The organism is Streptomyces coryli (assembly GCF_011044975.1).
Lineage (GTDB): Bacteria > Actinomycetota > Actinomycetes > Streptomycetales > Streptomycetaceae > Streptomyces > Streptomyces coryli.
Map to the genome: position 1 here is coordinate 1 of NZ_JAAKZV010000207.1, position 15,100 is coordinate 15,100.

At 70.8% G+C, this 15,100-nt stretch carries 15 protein-coding genes and 1 pseudogene; 7 read left to right on the top strand and 9 right to left on the bottom strand.

The annotated features are described in order from the left end of the window. The first annotated feature begins 188 nt into the window (after nt 1-188). From recO to G5C51_RS31805, 3 genes are read left to right on the top strand one after another with little or no spacing between them, the layout of a single operon-like run. Nucleotides 189-935: a DNA repair protein RecO gene (gene recO / locus G5C51_RS31795; protein ID WP_165242447.1), complete on the top strand. Its 747-nt coding sequence runs from the start codon at nt 189-191 to the stop codon at nt 933-935. 37 nt (nt 936-972) lie between these two features. Continuing rightward, nucleotides 973-1,800, top strand: a complete 828-nt coding sequence (locus tag G5C51_RS31800; protein ID WP_165242449.1) for an isoprenyl transferase — start codon at nt 973-975, stop codon at nt 1,798-1,800. Next, nucleotides 1,797-2,159, top strand: a complete 363-nt coding sequence (locus G5C51_RS31805; RefSeq protein ID WP_165242451.1) for a hypothetical protein — start codon at nt 1,797-1,799, stop codon at nt 2,157-2,159. Before G5C51_RS31800 ends, G5C51_RS31805 begins: the two co-directional genes overlap by 4 nt. On the opposite strand, the gene G5C51_RS31810 is transcribed toward G5C51_RS31805, so the two are convergent. The 4 genes from G5C51_RS31810 to G5C51_RS31825 all read right to left on the bottom strand — a co-directional run bounded on the left by G5C51_RS31810 (nt 2,147) and on the right by G5C51_RS31825 (nt 5,304). Continuing rightward, on the bottom strand, nt 2,147-2,572 hold the full coding sequence (locus G5C51_RS31810) for a transcriptional repressor (protein ID WP_165242453.1): 426 nt from the start codon (nt 2,570-2,572) through the stop codon (nt 2,147-2,149). The two genes, G5C51_RS31805 and G5C51_RS31810, sit on opposite strands and share 13 nt — an antisense overlap. A 78-nt stretch (nt 2,573-2,650) precedes the next feature. Further along, entirely contained in the window at nt 2,651-3,523 is an 873-nt protein-coding gene (locus G5C51_RS31815; protein WP_165242455.1) for a metal ABC transporter permease, read from the bottom strand. Continuing rightward, nucleotides 3,520-4,287 carry a metal ABC transporter ATP-binding protein gene (locus tag G5C51_RS31820; RefSeq protein WP_165242457.1) on the bottom strand — a complete coding sequence of 256 codons (768 nt, stop codon included), beginning with the start codon at nt 4,285-4,287 and terminating at the stop codon, nt 3,520-3,522. The genes G5C51_RS31815 and G5C51_RS31820 overlap by 4 nt, the downstream gene beginning before the upstream one ends. A gap of 27 nt (nt 4,288-4,314) precedes the next feature. Then, nucleotides 4,315-5,304: a metal ABC transporter substrate-binding protein gene (locus G5C51_RS31825; protein ID WP_165242459.1), complete on the bottom strand. Its 990-nt coding sequence runs from the start codon at nt 5,302-5,304 to the stop codon at nt 4,315-4,317. A gap of 178 nt (nt 5,305-5,482) precedes the next feature. On the opposite strand from G5C51_RS31825, the gene G5C51_RS31830 reads away from it, so the two are divergent. The 3 genes from G5C51_RS31830 to G5C51_RS31840 all read left to right on the top strand — a co-directional run bounded on the left by G5C51_RS31830 (nt 5,483) and on the right by G5C51_RS31840 (nt 8,252). After that, nucleotides 5,483-6,865 (top strand): glycine--tRNA ligase, encoded by a 1,383-nt coding sequence (locus G5C51_RS31830; RefSeq protein ID WP_165242461.1) that lies wholly within the window; start codon nt 5,483-5,485, stop codon nt 6,863-6,865. A gap of 129 nt (nt 6,866-6,994) precedes the next feature. After that, the gene (locus tag G5C51_RS31835) at nt 6,995-7,930 is read left to right on the top strand and encodes a DUF4394 domain-containing protein (protein ID WP_165242463.1); all 936 of its coding nucleotides are present in this window, start codon (nt 6,995-6,997) and stop codon (nt 7,928-7,930) included. Between the two features lie 100 nt (nt 7,931-8,030). Further along, nucleotides 8,031-8,252, top strand: a complete 222-nt coding sequence (locus tag G5C51_RS31840; RefSeq protein WP_165242465.1) for a hypothetical protein — start codon at nt 8,031-8,033, stop codon at nt 8,250-8,252. Nucleotides 8,253-8,292: 40 nt separating this feature from the next. Here G5C51_RS31840 and G5C51_RS31845 read toward each other — a convergent pair whose 3' ends face one another. From G5C51_RS31845 to G5C51_RS31855, 3 genes are all read right to left on the bottom strand, one after another. Continuing rightward, nucleotides 8,293-9,546 (bottom strand): amidase domain-containing protein, encoded by a 1,254-nt coding sequence (locus G5C51_RS31845; RefSeq protein WP_165242467.1) that lies wholly within the window; start codon nt 9,544-9,546, stop codon nt 8,293-8,295. A 185-nt stretch (nt 9,547-9,731) separates the two neighbouring features. Then, nucleotides 9,732-10,352 (bottom strand): TetR/AcrR family transcriptional regulator, encoded by a 621-nt coding sequence (locus G5C51_RS31850; RefSeq protein WP_165242469.1) that lies wholly within the window; start codon nt 10,350-10,352, stop codon nt 9,732-9,734. 38 nt (nt 10,353-10,390) lie between these two features. After that, a complete protein-coding gene (locus G5C51_RS31855) occupies nt 10,391-11,413 on the bottom strand; it encodes an aldo/keto reductase (protein WP_165242471.1) in 1,023 nt (340 codons plus the stop codon). Between the two features lie 143 nt (nt 11,414-11,556). On the opposite strand from G5C51_RS31855, the gene G5C51_RS31860 reads away from it, so the two are divergent. Then, nucleotides 11,557-12,666, top strand: a complete 1,110-nt coding sequence (locus G5C51_RS31860; RefSeq protein WP_165242473.1) for an MBL fold metallo-hydrolase — start codon at nt 11,557-11,559, stop codon at nt 12,664-12,666. 29 nt (nt 12,667-12,695) lie between these two features. Here G5C51_RS31860 and G5C51_RS31865 read toward each other — a convergent pair whose 3' ends face one another. Continuing rightward, entirely contained in the window at nt 12,696-14,039 is a 1,344-nt protein-coding gene (locus tag G5C51_RS31865; RefSeq protein WP_165242475.1) for a lipase family protein, read from the bottom strand. Between the two features lie 49 nt (nt 14,040-14,088). Continuing rightward, nucleotides 14,089-15,100: pseudogene (locus tag G5C51_RS31870) on the bottom strand (AfsR/SARP family transcriptional regulator); the annotation flags it as partial.

Sequence of the window (15,100 nt, forward strand, 5' to 3'; positions counted from 1 at the left end):
CCTCCCGAAAGTCCCACCCCCGCCGGGCCCAAAGTCCCGGCCCTTTGTCTTAACTCGGACACTAGGCGTTTTAGTAGGCCGAAAATGGGTGTGCGTCACCCCACACGCACATAAAGAAAAACGCCCCTCCGGCGGGACTTTTTCCAATTCCGGCGGGACCTTCGGCCCGCCCGTGCCACAATGACGCCATGACCCTGTTCCGCGACGACGGCATCGTGCTGCGCACCCAGAAGCTGGGCGAGGCGGACCGGATCATCACGCTGCTCACCCGCGGCCACGGCCGGGTCCGGGCGGTGGCCCGGGGGGTACGGCGCACGAAGTCGAAGTTCGGCGCCCGGCTCGAGCCGTTTTCCCACGTCGACGTGCAGTTCTTCGCCCGCGGCGGGGAGCTGGTCGGGCGCGGGCTGCCCACCTGCACGCAGAGCGAGACCATCGCCCCGTACGGCGGCGGCATCGTCGCGGACTACGGCCGCTACACCGCCGGCACCGCGATGCTGGAGACCGCCGAGCGGTTCACCGACCACGAGGGCGAGCCCGCCGTCCAGCAGTACCTGCTCCTCGTCGGCGCCCTGCGCACCCTCGCCGGCGGCGACCACGCCCCGGGCCTGGTCCTCGACGCCTTCCTGCTCCGCTCCCTCGCCGTGAACGGCTACGCCCCGTCCTTCGGCGCCTGCGCGAAGTGCGGGCTGCCCGGGCCGAACCGGCATTTCTCCGTGTCCGCGGGGGGCGTGGTGTGCGGCGACTGCCGGGTGCCGGGTAGCGTCGTACCGTCCCCGGAGGCGGTCGCGCTGCTCGGCGCGCTGCTCACCGGCGACTGGGAGGCCGCGGACGCGGCCGAGGCCCGGCACGTACGGGAAGGCAGCGGCCTGGTCGCCGCCTATCTGCACTGGCACCTGGAGCGCGGGCTGCGGTCGCTGCGGTACGTAGAGAAGTAGGCGCAAAGAAGCAGGGACGGGAAGGCGGAGTATCCACATGGCACGTCGAGGGATCCTGGGCCGGCCGCGCCGGGAGTACCGGGCTCCGGACCCGCACCCGTCGGGCGCCAGGCCGCCGAAGCTCCCCGGCGAGCTGGTGCCGGGTCACGTGGCGATCGTCATGGACGGAAACGGCCGCTGGGCCAAGGAGCGCGGGCTGCCGCGCACCGAGGGACACAAGATCGGCGAGTCCGTCGTCCTCGACGTGGTCAAGGGCTGCATCGAGCTCGGCGTGAAGGACCTCTCCCTCTACGCCTTCTCCACCGAGAACTGGAAGCGCTCGCCCGACGAGGTCCGCTTCCTGATGAACTTCAACCGCGACGTCATCCACCGCCGCCGCGACGAGCTGGACGCGCTGGGCGTACGGATCCGCTGGTGCGGCCGCATGCCCAAGCTGTGGAAGTCCGTCGTCAAGGAGCTCCAGGTCGCCGAGGAGCAGACGAAGGACAACGACGCGATGACGCTGTACATGTGCGTCAACTACGGCGGCCGCGCCGAGATCGCCGACGCGGCGGCGGCGCTGGCGGAGGACGTGCGCGCGGGGCGGCTCGACCCGTCCAAGGTCACCGAGAAGACCTTCGCGAAGTACCTCTACCACCCGGACATGCCGGACGTGGACCTCTTCATCCGCCCCTCGGGCGAGCAGCGCACGTCCAACTACCTGATCTGGCAGAGCGCCTACGCCGAGATGGTCTTCCAGGACATCCTCTGGCCCGACTTCGACCGCCGCGACCTGTGGCGCGCCTGCCTCGAGTACGCCTCCCGCGACCGCCGCTTCGGCGGCGCGCTGCCGAACGAGGTCGAGGCGGAGACCACCGGCGCATGAGGCACTCGGCCGGCCGACTCGCCGGGGCCGGGCTCTGCCTGCTGCTCGCGGCCATGCTGCTGGTGCTGAGCCAGAGCCTGGCCATCGAGGCGGAGAACCCGGATGAATTCCCCGGGATACGGGACAACAACGCCGTCTTCGTCCTCGCGGCGGTGGGGCTCGCGGTGCTCGGCATCGGCGGCGCGGTGTTCATCACGCGCCGGGCCGGGCGGACCGCCCTCACGGTGGTGGCGGTGCTCGCCGCCGTCCTGGTGGTCGTGGGTGCGTACCGCATCTACACCCTCGCGCCGATGCTGGAGTGCTCGACGAACAGCGTCGCGCGCGAGGCCGACGGCAGCTACACCTGCTACGACCGCTGACCCGCCGCGGCAGCGCAGTCCGCGCAGGTGCCGAAGATCTCCACGGTGTGCGCCACGTCGACGAAGCCGTGCTCGTCGGCGATGGCGTCCGCCCACTTCTCCACCGCGGGCCCGTCGACCTCGACGGCCTTGCCGCACACCCGGCAGACCAGGTGGTGGTGGTGCTCGCCGGTGGAGCAGCGCCGGTAGACGGCCTCGCCGTCGCCGGTGCGGAGCACGTCCACGTCGCCGGCGTCGGCGAGCGACTGCAGGGTCCGGTAGACCGTCGTCAGGCCCACGGACTCGCCGCGATGCCGGAGCAGATCGTGCAGCTCCTGGGCACTGCGGAACTCGTCCACCTCATCCAGCGCCGCCGCCACAGCGGCCCGCTGCTTGGTCGAGCGTCCGCGTACGGGGGGGCCTGCGGTAGTCACCCTTGCCTCCTGCTCACGTTGCTGCTGCCCGTCGCTGCATCCCGACGGGCCATTGTGCCAGGGCGGCGGAGCGTGACGTCATGCCCGGGCTGCCGCCACCGGCTCCCTGGCCCCGTCGCCGCCGTCCTTCATCGCCTTCGCCCGCCGTCGCGCCAATGGCGTCGCCAGCGCTGTGACCAGGGCAAACAGTGCGATGGCAAGCAGCACGATGGAGGCGCCGGGCGGCACGTCCACGTAATAGGAGAAGACCGTCCCGGAGAGGGTGGTGACCACCCCGAGCGCGATCGCGCCCGCGAGCGTCACCGCGAAGCCGCGCGCCAGCTGCTGCGAGGTCGCGACCGGGATCACCATCAGCGCCGATACGAGCAGCAGCCCGACCACCCGCATCGCCACCGTGACGGTGACCGCGGCGGTGACCGCGAGCAGCAGGTTCAGCGCCCGCACCGGCAGCCCGGTGACCTTCGCGAACTCCTCGTCCTGGCAGACGGCGAAGAGCTGCCGCCGCAGCCCCAGCGTCACCAGCAGCACGAACACCGACAGCCAGCTGATCGCGACGACGTCGGAGTCGGCGACCGTGGTCACCGAGCCGAAGAGGTACGTGGTCAGATTCGCCGTCGAGCCGTCGGGCGCGAGGTTGATCAGCATCACGCCGCCCGCCATGCCGCCGTAGAAGAGCATCGCGAGGGCGAGATCGCCGCGGGTCTTGCCGTACGACCGGATCAGCTCCATGATCACCGCGCCCGCGGAGGCGACCAGGACGGCCGTCCACACCGGGTTGGTCTGCATCAGGAAGCCCAGCGCGACGCCGGTCAGCGCCACGTGGCCGATGCCGTCGCCCATGATCGCCTGGCGGCGCTGGACGAGGTAGATGCCGACGGCGGGCGCGGCGATGCCGACGAGCAGCGCGGCCAGCAGGGCGCGCTGCATGAAGGCGGGCTCGAGGAAGTTCATGTGAGGAGTCCCGTCCGGTCGGGCTCGGACTCGGGGTCCGGGTGCGGGTGGCAGGCGAGGTCGTGGACGGCGGCGGCGTCGCGGGCCTCGGAGCGGCCGTAGATCTTCTCCACGAGGCCGGACTTCAGCACCACCGTGCGGTCGATGAGCGGCTGCAGCGGGCCCAGCTCGTGCAGCACCAGCAGCACCGAGGTGCCCTCGGCGACCTGCTCGCGCAGCGCGTCGGCGAGGATCCGCTGGCTGGCCAGGTCCACCCCGGCCAGCGGCTCATCCATGATCAGCAGCTCCGGCTCACCGGCCAGCGCCCGGGCTATCAGCACCCGCTGGTGCTGGCCGCCGGAGAGCTGATTGACCGAGTCGCGGGCGTGGCCGCGCATGCCGACCAGCTCCAGGGCCCGGTCCACGGCCGCCCGGTCCCCACGGCCGAGCGGCCGCAGCCGGGTGCGGGAGAGCCGGCCGGACGCCACGACCTCCCGCACACTCGCGGGCACGCCGCTCGCGGCGGTGGAGCGCTGCGGTACGTATCCGATCCGCTGCCACTGCTTGAAGCGGTGGATGGGGGCGCCGAACAGCTCGATCCCGCCGGACGTCAGCGGCACCTGCCCGACGACGGCGCGCACGGTCGTGGACTTCCCGGACCCATTCGCCCCGAGCAGCGCCACCACCTCACCCCGCTCGACCTTCAGATCGATCCCACCCAGGACGGGCCGCCCGCCGAGCGAGGCGGTGGCGTTGCAGAGACATATCGCGGGCTCGAGAGGCATGGCGTTGGGTCCTTTGACGATCCGGGGTCAGCTCGCGCCGAGCGCCTTCTGCAGGGCCTTGAGGTTGGCCTCCTGCACCGAGATGTAGTCCTGGCCGCGGGACTTCTTCGTGATGCCCTCGATCGGGTCGAGGACATCGGTCTTCAGGCCGAGGTCGGCGGCGAAGGTCTTGGCGGTCTTGTCGCTGACCAGTGTCTCGAAGAAGACGGTGGTCACCTTGTCGTGCTCGGCGACCTCGTGCAGCTCCTGCATGCGCTTGGCGCTGGGCTCGGACTCCGGGTCCAGGCCCTTGATCGACTCCTGCACGAGCCCGTACCGGTCGGCGAGGTAGCCGAAGGCGGCGTGGGTGGTGAGGAAGGTGTCGGTCTTCTTGTTCTTCAGGCCGTCCTTGAACTGCCCGTCCAGCTTGTGCAGCCGGTCCTTCAGGTTCCCGGCGTTCTTCTTGTACGCGTCCGCGTGGTCCGGGTCCGCCTTGGCGAAGGCCTTGCCGACGCCGTCGGCCATCTGCGCGTACCGGACCGGGTCGATCCACACGTGCGGGTCCTTGCCCTCTTCACCGTGATCGTGGCCCTCGTGGCCGCCCTCTTCCTCGGCGTGGTCGCCCTCGGCCTCGTGCTCGTGGCCGTGCCCGTCCTCCTCGGTGCCGTGCTTCTCGAGGGAGGTGAACTTCGAGGCCTCGATCGTGTTCTTCACGTCGGCCTGCTTGATCGCCTCGTCGACGGCGGGCTGCATGTCCTTGAGGTAGAGGATCACCCCGGCGTCGGTCAGCTCACCGGTCTGCTGCGGGCTGAGCTCGAGGTCGTGCGGCTCGGTGCCCGGCTTGGTGAGGGTGGAGACCTCGGCGTGCTTGCCGCCGATCTCCTCGGCGAGGAACTGCATCGGATAGAACGACGCGGTCACCTTGAGCTTGCCGTCGTCGGTGGTGGTGCCCGAGGCCGAGTCGGAGCAGGAGGACAGGGCCAGCGCGCCGGCGGCGGCCAGCGCGGCGGGGGCTATCAGACGGCGACGTATGTTCATGAATGCCATTTTCATCAAAACTGGAAATGATTGTCAACTGCCTGCCCGGCACCCCGGCCGGCCGTCCTCATCGCGCCCCGCCCCCGACCACCCCGATTTGCTGCGCAGCCCGGGGCCGCCGGTACGCTGTAGCACTGCTTAGCCGCCGTAGTAACCGCCGTAAAAAGAAGAGAGCACCGTGGCCGCGGACAAGATCGACACCATCGTCAGCCTCAGCAAGCGCCGGGGCTTCGTCTACCCGTGCAGCGAGATCTACGGCGGACAGCGCGCCGCCTGGGACTACGGCCCTCTGGGAGTCGAGCTGAAGGAGAACATCAAGCGCCAGTGGTGGCGCGCGATGGTCACCTCGCGGGAGGACGTCGTCGGTATCGACTCGTCCGTCATCCTGGCCCCCGAGGTCTGGGAGGCTTCCGGCCATGTAGCCACCTTCACCGATCCGCTCACCGAGTGCACCTCGTGCCACAAGCGCTACCGCGCGGACCACCTCATCGAGGCGTACGAGGCCAAGCACGGCCGCGAGCCGGAGAACGGCCTCGCCGACATCAACTGCCCGCACTGCGGCAACAAGGGCGGCTTCACCGAGCCGAAGCAGTTCTCCGGGCTGCTGTCCACGCACCTCGGCCCGACGCAGGACTCCGGCTCGGTCGCGTATCTGCGCCCGGAGACCGCGCAGGGCATCTTTACGAACTTCGCCGCCGTGCAGCAGACCTCGCGCAAGAAGCCGCCGTTCGGCATCGCGCAGATGGGCAAGTCCTTCCGGAACGAGATCACGCCGGGGAACTTCATCTTCCGGACCCGTGAGTTCGAGCAGATGGAGATGGAGTTCTTCGTCAAGCCGGGCGAGGACGAGCAGTGGCACGAGTACTGGATGCAGCAGCGCTGGGACTGGTACCGGGGCCTCGGCATCCGCGAGGAGAACATCCGCTGGTACGACCACCCCAAGGAGAAGCTGTCCCACTACTCCAAGCGGACGGCTGACATCGAGTACCGGTTCAACTTCGGCGGCACCGAGTTCTCCGAGCTGGAGGGCGTCGCCAACCGGACCGACTTCGACCTGGGCGCGCACTCCAAGCACTCCGGCCACGACCTGTCGTACTTCGACCAGGAGGCCGGCGAGCGCTGGACGCCGTACGTGATCGAGCCGGCGGCGGGCGTCAACCGGGCCATGCTGGCCTTCATGCTCGACGCGTACGTCGAGGACGAGGCGCCGAACGCCAAGGGCAAGATGGAGAAGCGCACCGTGATGCGCCTCGACCCGCGGCTCGCGCCGGTCAAGGTGGCCGTGCTGCCGCTGTCCCGTAACCCGGAGCTGTCGCCGAAGGCCAAGGGCCTGGCGCAGACGCTGCGGTCGCACTGGAACATCGAGTTCGACGACGCGGGCGCGATCGGCCGCCGGTACCGGCGGCAGGACGAGATCGGCACCCCGTTCTGCGTGACGGTGGACTTCGACTCGCTCGAGGACAACGCGGTGACCGTCCGCGAGCGCGACACCATGAAGCAGGAGCGGGTGTCGCTCGACCAGATCGAGTCGTACCTGGGCGGCCGCCTCATCGGCTGCTGATTCCTGCGCTACGAGCACTGGGCCCCCTCCCGCCACCGGGAGGGGGCCCAATCCGTGCCGCCCCCGGCCCCGAACAAGGTGACACCGGCCCGCAGCGTGCGGGCCGCGTGCCACTTCATGGGGGCGTATATGCGTAACAGGACAGTGATCGGCGTCGTCGGGCTCGCCGCGGCGGCAGCCGCCACCGTGGGGGTCCTCGGGGGCTCCGTCTCCGGGGGAGCCTCGGGCGGCGAGGACCAGCAGGTGGAGGCGGCTGCCGCCAAGGGCTACGGGGTCGTCGACCGGGCCCAGGACGCGAAGCTCTCCGCCGTCGGGCTCACCGACGACGGGCGTCTTGCGGCCTTCCGGGTCGGCGTACCGGAGGCGGCCAAGAGCCTCGGCAAGGTCAGCGGGCTCAAGGGCGACCAGAAGCTGATCGGCATCGACTACCGGGTGCAGAACAACAAGCTCTACGGCGTCGGCGACATGGGCGGCATCTACACGATCGCCACCGCGGGCGCCGAGGCCACCAAGGTCTCCCAGCTCACCGTCGCCCTGCAGGGCAAGAGCTTCGGCGTCGACTTCAACCCCGCCGCCAACCGGCTGCGCGTCATCAGCGACACCGGCCAGAACCTCCGGCACAACATCGACGACGCGGCAGGCGCACCCGCCGCGGGCACCACCGCCACCGACGGCAACCTCACCAACCCGCCCGTGCCGCCGGCGCCCGCGCAGATCGCGACCGGCGTCACCGCCGCCGCGTACACCAACAACGACCTCGCCGCGACCACCGCGACCACGCTCTTCGACGTCGACACCGCCCTGGACCAGGTGTCGGTCCAGTCCCCGGCGAACGCCGGCAACCTCGCCCCCACCGGCAAGCTCGGCGTCGACACGGGCCCCGCGGCAGGCTTCGACATCTACACCGCGAAGGACGGCGACAACACCGCGTTCGCCACCCTCGACGTGTCCGGCAAGCAGAAGCTCTACCGTGTCGACCTGCTCAACGGCCAAGCGGACGCGGTGGGTTCGTTCCCCGACCGCGGCCGGATCGTGGACCTGGCAATTGCCTTGAATCAGGGCTGAATCAGCCCCTGAACCAGGGTGAGAATCCCGGGGAGTGCTGTCGCGGGTGCGCAAGTTGCTGCACACTGGGGCCGATTTCGCTGACTTACCAGGAGGCGTGATGCACCACGCGATGGCGACGAGCCGGGTGACCGGGACCGACCCGGACGGCGCGGAGCACACCGTCCAGGTGGCGGGCACCGGCACCCGGCGGCAACTGGAGTGCGGCAGCTGCGACTGGCGGATCGGAGCCCAGTTCCTGCCCTGGCTCAAGGCCGAGGAACACCTGGCCCAGGCACATGCCGCCGAGGTGCCGGTGCAGGGGACCGCGCCGGGTTCGTGACCCCGGGAATGCCCGGGTCACGAACCCAGCGGCCGGCCGCTCAGTCGGTCTCGAAGCTGTCCTTCACCCGCACCGGGTAGAACTTGATGGAGCGGCCCTGCCCGGCCGGCCACTCGTCGGCCTGACCGTCGCCGTCGTTGTCCTGGACCGGGGCGGTGGCGATCTTGATGCCGATGCTCAGCGGGATGTTGCTGCGGTGGGCCGAGTTCTGCGAATACGTCGGCTCCGTGAACCCCATCGACGTATACGTCCCCGAGATCACCATCGCGTGGTCGATCTTGCCGTCCGGGACCTTGTTCGGGTCCCAGTCGGCGAACAGCAGGTCGCCGGGCCTGAGATTCCAGATGTCGGCCACATCGGGGGAGCCGGACGTCAGGTTGGTGCCGCGCTTGGGGTCACCGGCGTAGGACCACATCTTGTACGCCACCGACCAGGTCTTGGACGGTCCGTACGGGCCGGTGAGGTCGTAGTCCCAGTTCTCCTCGTTGTCCGGGTCGATGCCGTCCTCGATCTCCCAGCCGCCCGCGTGCATCGCCTGGGAGACGAAGTTCGTGCAGTTGTTGTCCTGCTTGGCCCGGTCGTAATCGGAGTTGTAGCGGTCGAAGGAGAACGTGAGGCCGGGCAGCTTCAGCGTCTCCTGGCCGGACCAGTACCGGGCGTACGCCGCCGCGGCATCGCGGTCGAAGGTCTTGGTGGCCTTGGTGCCCACCTGGCCGGCCGCTTCCTCGGCCTTGCCGGAGGCCGCCGTCCCGCCCGCCGTTTCGCCCGCGTCCGTGTCCGGGATCGGCGCGTAGGACACCTTGGCGATCCGCCAGTCCTTGCCGCCCCCGTCGCGCTCCAGCTCGATGATGTACGGGTCGCTGTAGGTGGACTCGCCGAGCTCCTTGTCGTTCCACTTCAGGCCCGTGCCCGCGGTCGTGGTCACCGTCGCCTTGTGGCCGCGCAGTCGCACCTCGGTGTCCTTGGCGATGCCGGTGATCACCTCCTCCGCGTGCAGCCCGCGCTCCTCCTGCACCTCGCGGGCGATACGCGACGTGTTCGCCGCCAGCTTGGCCGGGCCGGAGGCCAACGAGCCGCTTTCCAGCGTCATCCGGTTGGTTTCCTTCGGCGTCAGCCAGCCCTTGTCGCGCTCGCTGAAGTACTCGTGCACCACCTCGAGGATCTTCTGCTTCTGCCCGTTGTTGCCGGGCTTCTCGGCCGCTTCCCCCGAGGCCAGGGCGGCCGAGGTCGTGGACGCGGCAAGGGCCAGCGAAACACCGGTGGCAAGGGCTGCCGTGCGTAATGTGGGCTTCAAGAGTTCCCCCGTGTCGGACGACTGCTCCCACGGAGGCGACAGCACGGCGCGCAGCTGCTGAATGACCCGCGATTCCCCCCGTGGCACAGCCGTTGGCTCATGTGTCTCGATCGCGGGTCGCAGCGCGACCGGGTCGTGATATTACCGATGGCGACGGTAGTTGACCGTCTTTCGCCGAAATCGGATCAGGGTCGCAGGCCGCGCAGGAGGAGGTCGACCAGGGCCGTGAAGGAGGCCTCGATGTCCGGGTGGCTCCATTCGGGGGCGTAGACCGGGTCGTGGAAGCGGGCGGTGGCCGAGAAGACTGCTTCGGCTGCCGCGGCCGGGTCCGGGGCGGCCAGGGTGCCCTGGCGGATTCCGGACTCGATGATCCGGGTGAGCTGGCCGGTGAGGTCGGCGAGGTGCCGGTTCACCACGCTCTCCAGGCCGCTGCCGCCGCCGAGGCGCTCGATCAGCGCCGAATACGTGGCGAAGAGCTCCGGGTCGTCGCCCGCCTTGCGGCGCTTGGCCGCGAAGAGGCCGGCCAACCAGTCGCGCAGCCGCTCGGGCGCCGGGGCGTCCGCGGTGACGATCGACTCCAGCTGGTTGGCCGTACGGTCCAGCCACCGCTTGGTGACCGCCTCGCGCAGCGCGGCCTTGCTGGCGAAGTGGCGGTAGACGCTGCCGTGGCTGACGCCCAGCGCGCGGGCGACGTCGACGACGGTGGCCTTGTTGGGGCCGTAGCGCCGCAGCACCTCCTCGGTGGCCTCCAGAATGCGCTCCGGGGTCAGGGCGGTGCTGGCTACCGGCTCGGACTGCGGCGGCATCGGCTCCCCACGTTCTCTGCTACTGCCTCTACTTCTGTTTACTTCTCGCTGTCCAGCATGGCCATCTGGTCCGGCGCGTACCGCTCGCCGGCCACGGCCTCGGCCGGGACCGCGGCCTCGATCGCCGCCAGGTCGGCCTCGTCCAGGCTGACGTCCAGTGCGCCGAGCGACTCCGCGAGCCGCTCCCGGCGGCGGGCGCCGATCACCGGGGCGATGTCCTCGCCACGGGCGAGTACCCAGGCGATCGCGATCTGCGCGACGGTAGCACCCTTCGCCTCCGCGACCTTCCTGAGCTGGTCGACGAGGTCGAGGTTGCGGTTGAAGTTCTCGCCCGCGAAGCGCGGGCTGTGGCTGCGGAAGTCGTCCGCGGCGAGCTTGGTCTCCCGGTTCATGTGGCCGCTGAGCAGGCCGCGGGAGAGCACCCCGTACGCGGTGATGCCGATGCCCAGTTCGCGGGTGACCGGGAGGATCTCCCGCTCGACGGAACGGGAGATCAGCGCGTACTCGATCTGCAGGTCGGCGATGGGTGCGACGGCCGCGGCGCGGCGGATGGTGTCGGCGCCGACCTCGGAGAGGCCGATGTGGCGGACGTATCCGGCGTCGACCAGCTCCTTGATGGCGCCGACCGTCTCCTCGACCGGGACGTTCGGGTCCAGGCGGGCCGGGCGGTAGATGTCGACGTGGTCGGTGCCCAGGCGCTGGAGGGTGTACGCGAGGGCGGTCTTGACCGCGGCGGGGCGGGCGTCGAAGCCGACCCAGCTGCCGTCGGGGCCGCGCTGGGCGCCGAACTTCACGCTGATGACGGCGTTCTCGCGGGCCTGCGGGGAGGCGGTGCGGAGGGCCTCGTTGAGCAGCAGCTCGTTGTGGCCCATGCCGTAGAAGTCGCCGGTGTCGAGGAGGGTGACGCCGGATTCGAGGGCGGCGTGGATGGTGGCGACCGACTCGGCGCGGTCGCTGTCGCCGTAGATGAGCGGAGACATGCCCATGAGGCCGAGGCCGAGGGCGGAGACCTGGGGGCCGGTGGCGCCGAGGCGGCGCTGCGGGAGGGGAGTCGTAGTCATACTTCGACTATGGCATGATGAATGACAGATTTCAATTTCTGTCATTCATGCTCGAGTGTCACAGTCGCTGTGAGCGTGAGTCCGGAACATCATGGGTCGTGTCGGCCGTTATTCCAGGGACACGACCATCACAGGGAGAACCCATGCGCGGAGTGCGCCCCGAGTCCTTCGGCGCCGAGTCCACCGGCGAGCGTCTCGAGCGCATCCTGCGCTCGCCGAACTACGACCCGGAGACGGGCGCCTTCCGTAATCCCGTGCCCGCGGCCATGGGCCCGAAGACGGACGGCTCGCGCTGGGAAATGATGCGCACGATGCTGAGCCGGGACGGCAGACGCCCCTCCTTCCCGCTGCCGGTGCAGCGGCCCGACCTCGCCGAGCCGCCCGCGAGCGGGCTGCGGGTCACCTGGCTGGGGCACTCCACGGTGCTGACCGAGATCGACGGGCGGCGGGTGCTGTTCGACCCGGTGTGGGGTCAGCGCTGCTCGCCGTACGCCTTCGCGGGGCCGAAGCGCTATCACGAGCCGCCGCTGCCGCTCGACGCGGTGGGCCCGCTCGACGCCGTCGTGATCTCCCACGACCACTACGACCACCTCGACATGCCGACGATCCGCGCGCTCAGGAACGCCGACGTGCTCTTCGCCGTGCCGCTCGGCGTCGGCGCCCACCTGGAGCACTGGGGCGTCCGCCCGGACCGGATCGCCGAGCTGGACTGGCACGAGTCGGTGGAGGTCGCCGGGCTGACGCTCACCGCCACCCCCGCGCGGCACTTCTGCGGCCGCGGGCTGCGCAACAAGCAGCGGACGCTGTGGGCGGGCTGGTCCGTCGCCGGGCCCGACCACCGGGTCTTCCACAGCGGCGATACGGGCTACTTCCCCGGGTTCGCCGAGATCGGCGCGCAGTACGGCCCGTTCGACACGGCGATGGTGCAGATCGGGGCCTACAGCCCGTACTGGCCGGACATCCACATGTACCCGGAGGAGGGCGTCCAGGCGCACCTCGACCTGCGCGGCGACGTGCTGCTGCCGATCCACTGGGGGACCTTCAACCTCGCGCCGCACCCCTGGGAGGAGCCGGCGGTGCGGACGGTCGCGGCAGCCACCGAGCAGGGCGTGCGGGTGGCGGTGCCGCGGCCCGGCGAGTCCTTCGAGCCGAGCGGCGCGCTGCCGTCGGCGGCCTGGTGGCAGCAGCCGGCCGGGCGGGCCACGCCCGCGCCGACCGGGCCCGCCAAGGAGCCGCAGGCCGCGGAGGGCTGATCGGCGGCACGCCCTCCGCGGCCGGTTCGTTACGGCTGCTGCGGGAGCGTGCCGCAGTTGCCGGCCGGCGCGGGCTTGCCCGCGACCCGGTCGGTCACCCAGTCCACGGCCTTGCCCTGATCGACGATCAGCGGGCCGAAGTGGTTGGTGAGGACCAGCTTGTCGCCGAGGTTCGGCAGCTTCACCGGCTCGTACGTCACCGCGCCGCCCTTGGCGCACCAGTCCACGGCCAACTGCCGCGCCTGGCCGTGCGGGACGGTGTCGTCCGCGACGCCGGTCGCCAGCCGCACCGGCCCGGCCGGCTTGAGCTTGCCGATGCGCTGCGCGTCCAGGGTGGCCTGCAGCTTCGGCTCGGCGGCGACGATCTCGGAGAGCGACTTGCCGTCCTTCGTCCAGTCCTTGGACTGCTTGAAGCCGTAGCCGAGCAGCGCGTCGCCGACGCACATCGTCGAGAGGTCCTTCAGCGCCTCCTTGCCCTTGTCGTTGACGTAGCCGTCGACGACCGGCTGCAGGGACGGGTCGTTCTGCACGAAGCCGTTGATCGACCAGCCGAGCGCGCCGGCCAGGGCGCTGCCCTCGATGCCCTTGACGACCTCGGTGAGGTCGGCGGGCGGGGCGCCCGCGTAGGTGCCGCTGAGCTGGACGTCGGGGGCGTACTCCGGCTGCAGCTCGGCGGCCGAGGCGGCGGCGCCGCCGCCCTGGCTGTAGCCGTACAGGCCGACGCGGGAGGCGCCGGTGACCGAGGCGCCGTCGACTTTGCGTGCCGCGCGGACGGCGTCGAGGAGGGCGTGTCCCTCGTCGACGCGGTTGACGTACGTGTGCGTGCGGTCGGTGCCGCCGAGGCCCGCGTAATCGGTGACGACCACGGCGACGCCCTTGGCGAGGAGGCGGTAGATCGACAGGTCCTCGTAACCGACGGACATCGTCCGGCCGTTGAAGGTGATCGGGTGCTGCAGCGCGAACGAGGCGGAGCACTGGTCGCCCTGCCCCATCGTGCCGGGCGCGAGCGCGACGAGCGGGCGCGGGCCTGCGCCTTCCCACTTGGCGGTCGGCTCGATGTACGCGCCGGTGACGGCGACCGGCTTGCTGTTGGCGTCGGTGGACTTGTACATGAGCCGGGTCGCCTTGCCCGGCAGCGGGCCGTCGAAGGACGGGAGGGTGAGGCCGAGCGGGAGCGGCTCGGTGCGGACCAAGGCACCGTCCGCGGAGGGCAGTTCGGCCGGGGGGTTGTAGAACGCGGGGATCTTCACGCCCCGGGACGTGGTCTCTCCGGAGTCTTCCGCCACGGCGGCCGGCACTGCCTGCGCGCCCAGGCAGGCTGCGGTGAGTACGGCGGTGGTCAGCAGTGTCTTGCGGATGCTGGGGAGGGTCATGTGACGGGAAGCTAGTGGCGCGCGTTACCGGAGGTAACCCGTCGGTAAGTTACGGACGGGTAACTATCGCGGTCGCGGTGCCGGGGTGCTCGTCCGGTCGCATGGCCGTCCCGCGGCGGTGCTCGGCGGCGAAGGTGTCGGGGCCGAGTGACTGCGTGGCGAGGGCCGTAATGCGGTCTACGTCGCCGCGCTCGGCGGGGGGCAGGGGAGCGCCGGTGGCGGCTCGGAGTGCGGTGGCGGTGCCGAGTAGCTGCGCGGCTGGGGCCGACTCCCCGGCGGTGGCCCGGACGCCGGCCAGGCCCTCCAGGGCGAGGGCGATCGCGCGGGGGTCGGCCGTCTCGTGGGCGGCGGCCAGGCCTTCGAGATGCAGCTCCGCGGCCTGGTCCAGGGCGCCGCGCTGCTCGGCCGCGAAGCCCAGCTCGGCGAGGATCAGGGCCAGGCCGTGCGGTGTACGGAGCCGGCGGTTCCACTCCAGCCAGGGGGCCAGCAGCGCTTCGGCGTCCGCGGGCCTGCCGGCGCGCCTGGCCACCATGGCGAGGCCGACCGTGGCGTACTCCTCGCCTGCTGGGTCCAGGTGTTTGGCGGCCAAGTCGCGGGCGCGTTCGTGGAGTTCGCGGGAGCGGGGCAGGTCGCCGGTGAGGAGGGCGATGCGGCCCTGGCCGGTGAGGCGGTAGGAGACATGCGTCCACAGGCCCAGCTCCTCGGCGCGGCGGGCGCCTTCGCTGTGGAGCCGGCGGGCGCGCTCGTAGTCGCCGGTGATCTCGGCGTGGTGGGCGAGGTGTTCAGCGGCTTCGAGCCGGCCCCAGCCCTCGCGGAGCTCGTCGAACAGGGCGGCGCTCTGGGTCGCGTATCGCTCGACCTCGTCGATCTCGCCGCGGAAGAGGGCGGCGGAGGCCAGCACCGTGAGGGCGGCGGCGGCGCACCAGCGGTCGTCGTTCGCGCGGGCCTCGGCGAGCGCGCGGGTGGCGAGGGCCGAGCCGGTGGCGGGGTTGCCGTAGTTGAGACGGGCGTAGGCCAGGAAGCAGACGGCACGCGGGTCGGCACCGGGGGCGGGGGCGGCG

What these genes read in the sequence shown, in the direction of transcription:
- recO (WP_165242447.1), top strand. Translation starts at nt 189, where the DNA reads ATGACCCTGTTCCGCGACGACGGCATCGTGCTGCGCACCCAGAAGCTG.
- G5C51_RS31800 (WP_165242449.1), top strand. Translation starts at nt 973, where the DNA reads ATGGCACGTCGAGGGATCCTGGGCCGGCCGCGCCGGGAGTACCGGGCT.
- G5C51_RS31805 (WP_165242451.1), top strand. Translation starts at nt 1,797, where the DNA reads ATGAGGCACTCGGCCGGCCGACTCGCCGGGGCCGGGCTCTGCCTGCTG.
- G5C51_RS31815 (WP_165242455.1), bottom strand. Translation starts at nt 3,523, where the DNA reads ATGAACTTCCTCGAGCCCGCCTTCATGCAGCGCGCCCTGCTGGCCGCG.
- G5C51_RS31820 (WP_165242457.1), bottom strand. Translation starts at nt 4,287, where the DNA reads ATGCCTCTCGAGCCCGCGATATGTCTCTGCAACGCCACCGCCTCGCTC.
- G5C51_RS31825 (WP_165242459.1), bottom strand. Translation starts at nt 5,304, where the DNA reads ATGAACATACGTCGCCGTCTGATAGCCCCCGCCGCGCTGGCCGCCGCC.
- G5C51_RS31835 (WP_165242463.1), top strand. Translation starts at nt 6,995, where the DNA reads ATGCGTAACAGGACAGTGATCGGCGTCGTCGGGCTCGCCGCGGCGGCA.
- G5C51_RS31840 (WP_165242465.1), top strand. Translation starts at nt 8,031, where the DNA reads ATGCACCACGCGATGGCGACGAGCCGGGTGACCGGGACCGACCCGGAC.
- G5C51_RS31850 (WP_165242469.1), bottom strand. Translation starts at nt 10,352, where the DNA reads ATGCCGCCGCAGTCCGAGCCGGTAGCCAGCACCGCCCTGACCCCGGAG.
- G5C51_RS31855 (WP_165242471.1), bottom strand. Translation starts at nt 11,413, where the DNA reads ATGACTACGACTCCCCTCCCGCAGCGCCGCCTCGGCGCCACCGGCCCC.
- G5C51_RS31860 (WP_165242473.1), top strand. Translation starts at nt 11,557, where the DNA reads ATGCGCGGAGTGCGCCCCGAGTCCTTCGGCGCCGAGTCCACCGGCGAG.
- G5C51_RS31865 (WP_165242475.1), bottom strand. Translation starts at nt 14,039, where the DNA reads ATGACCCTCCCCAGCATCCGCAAGACACTGCTGACCACCGCCGTACTC.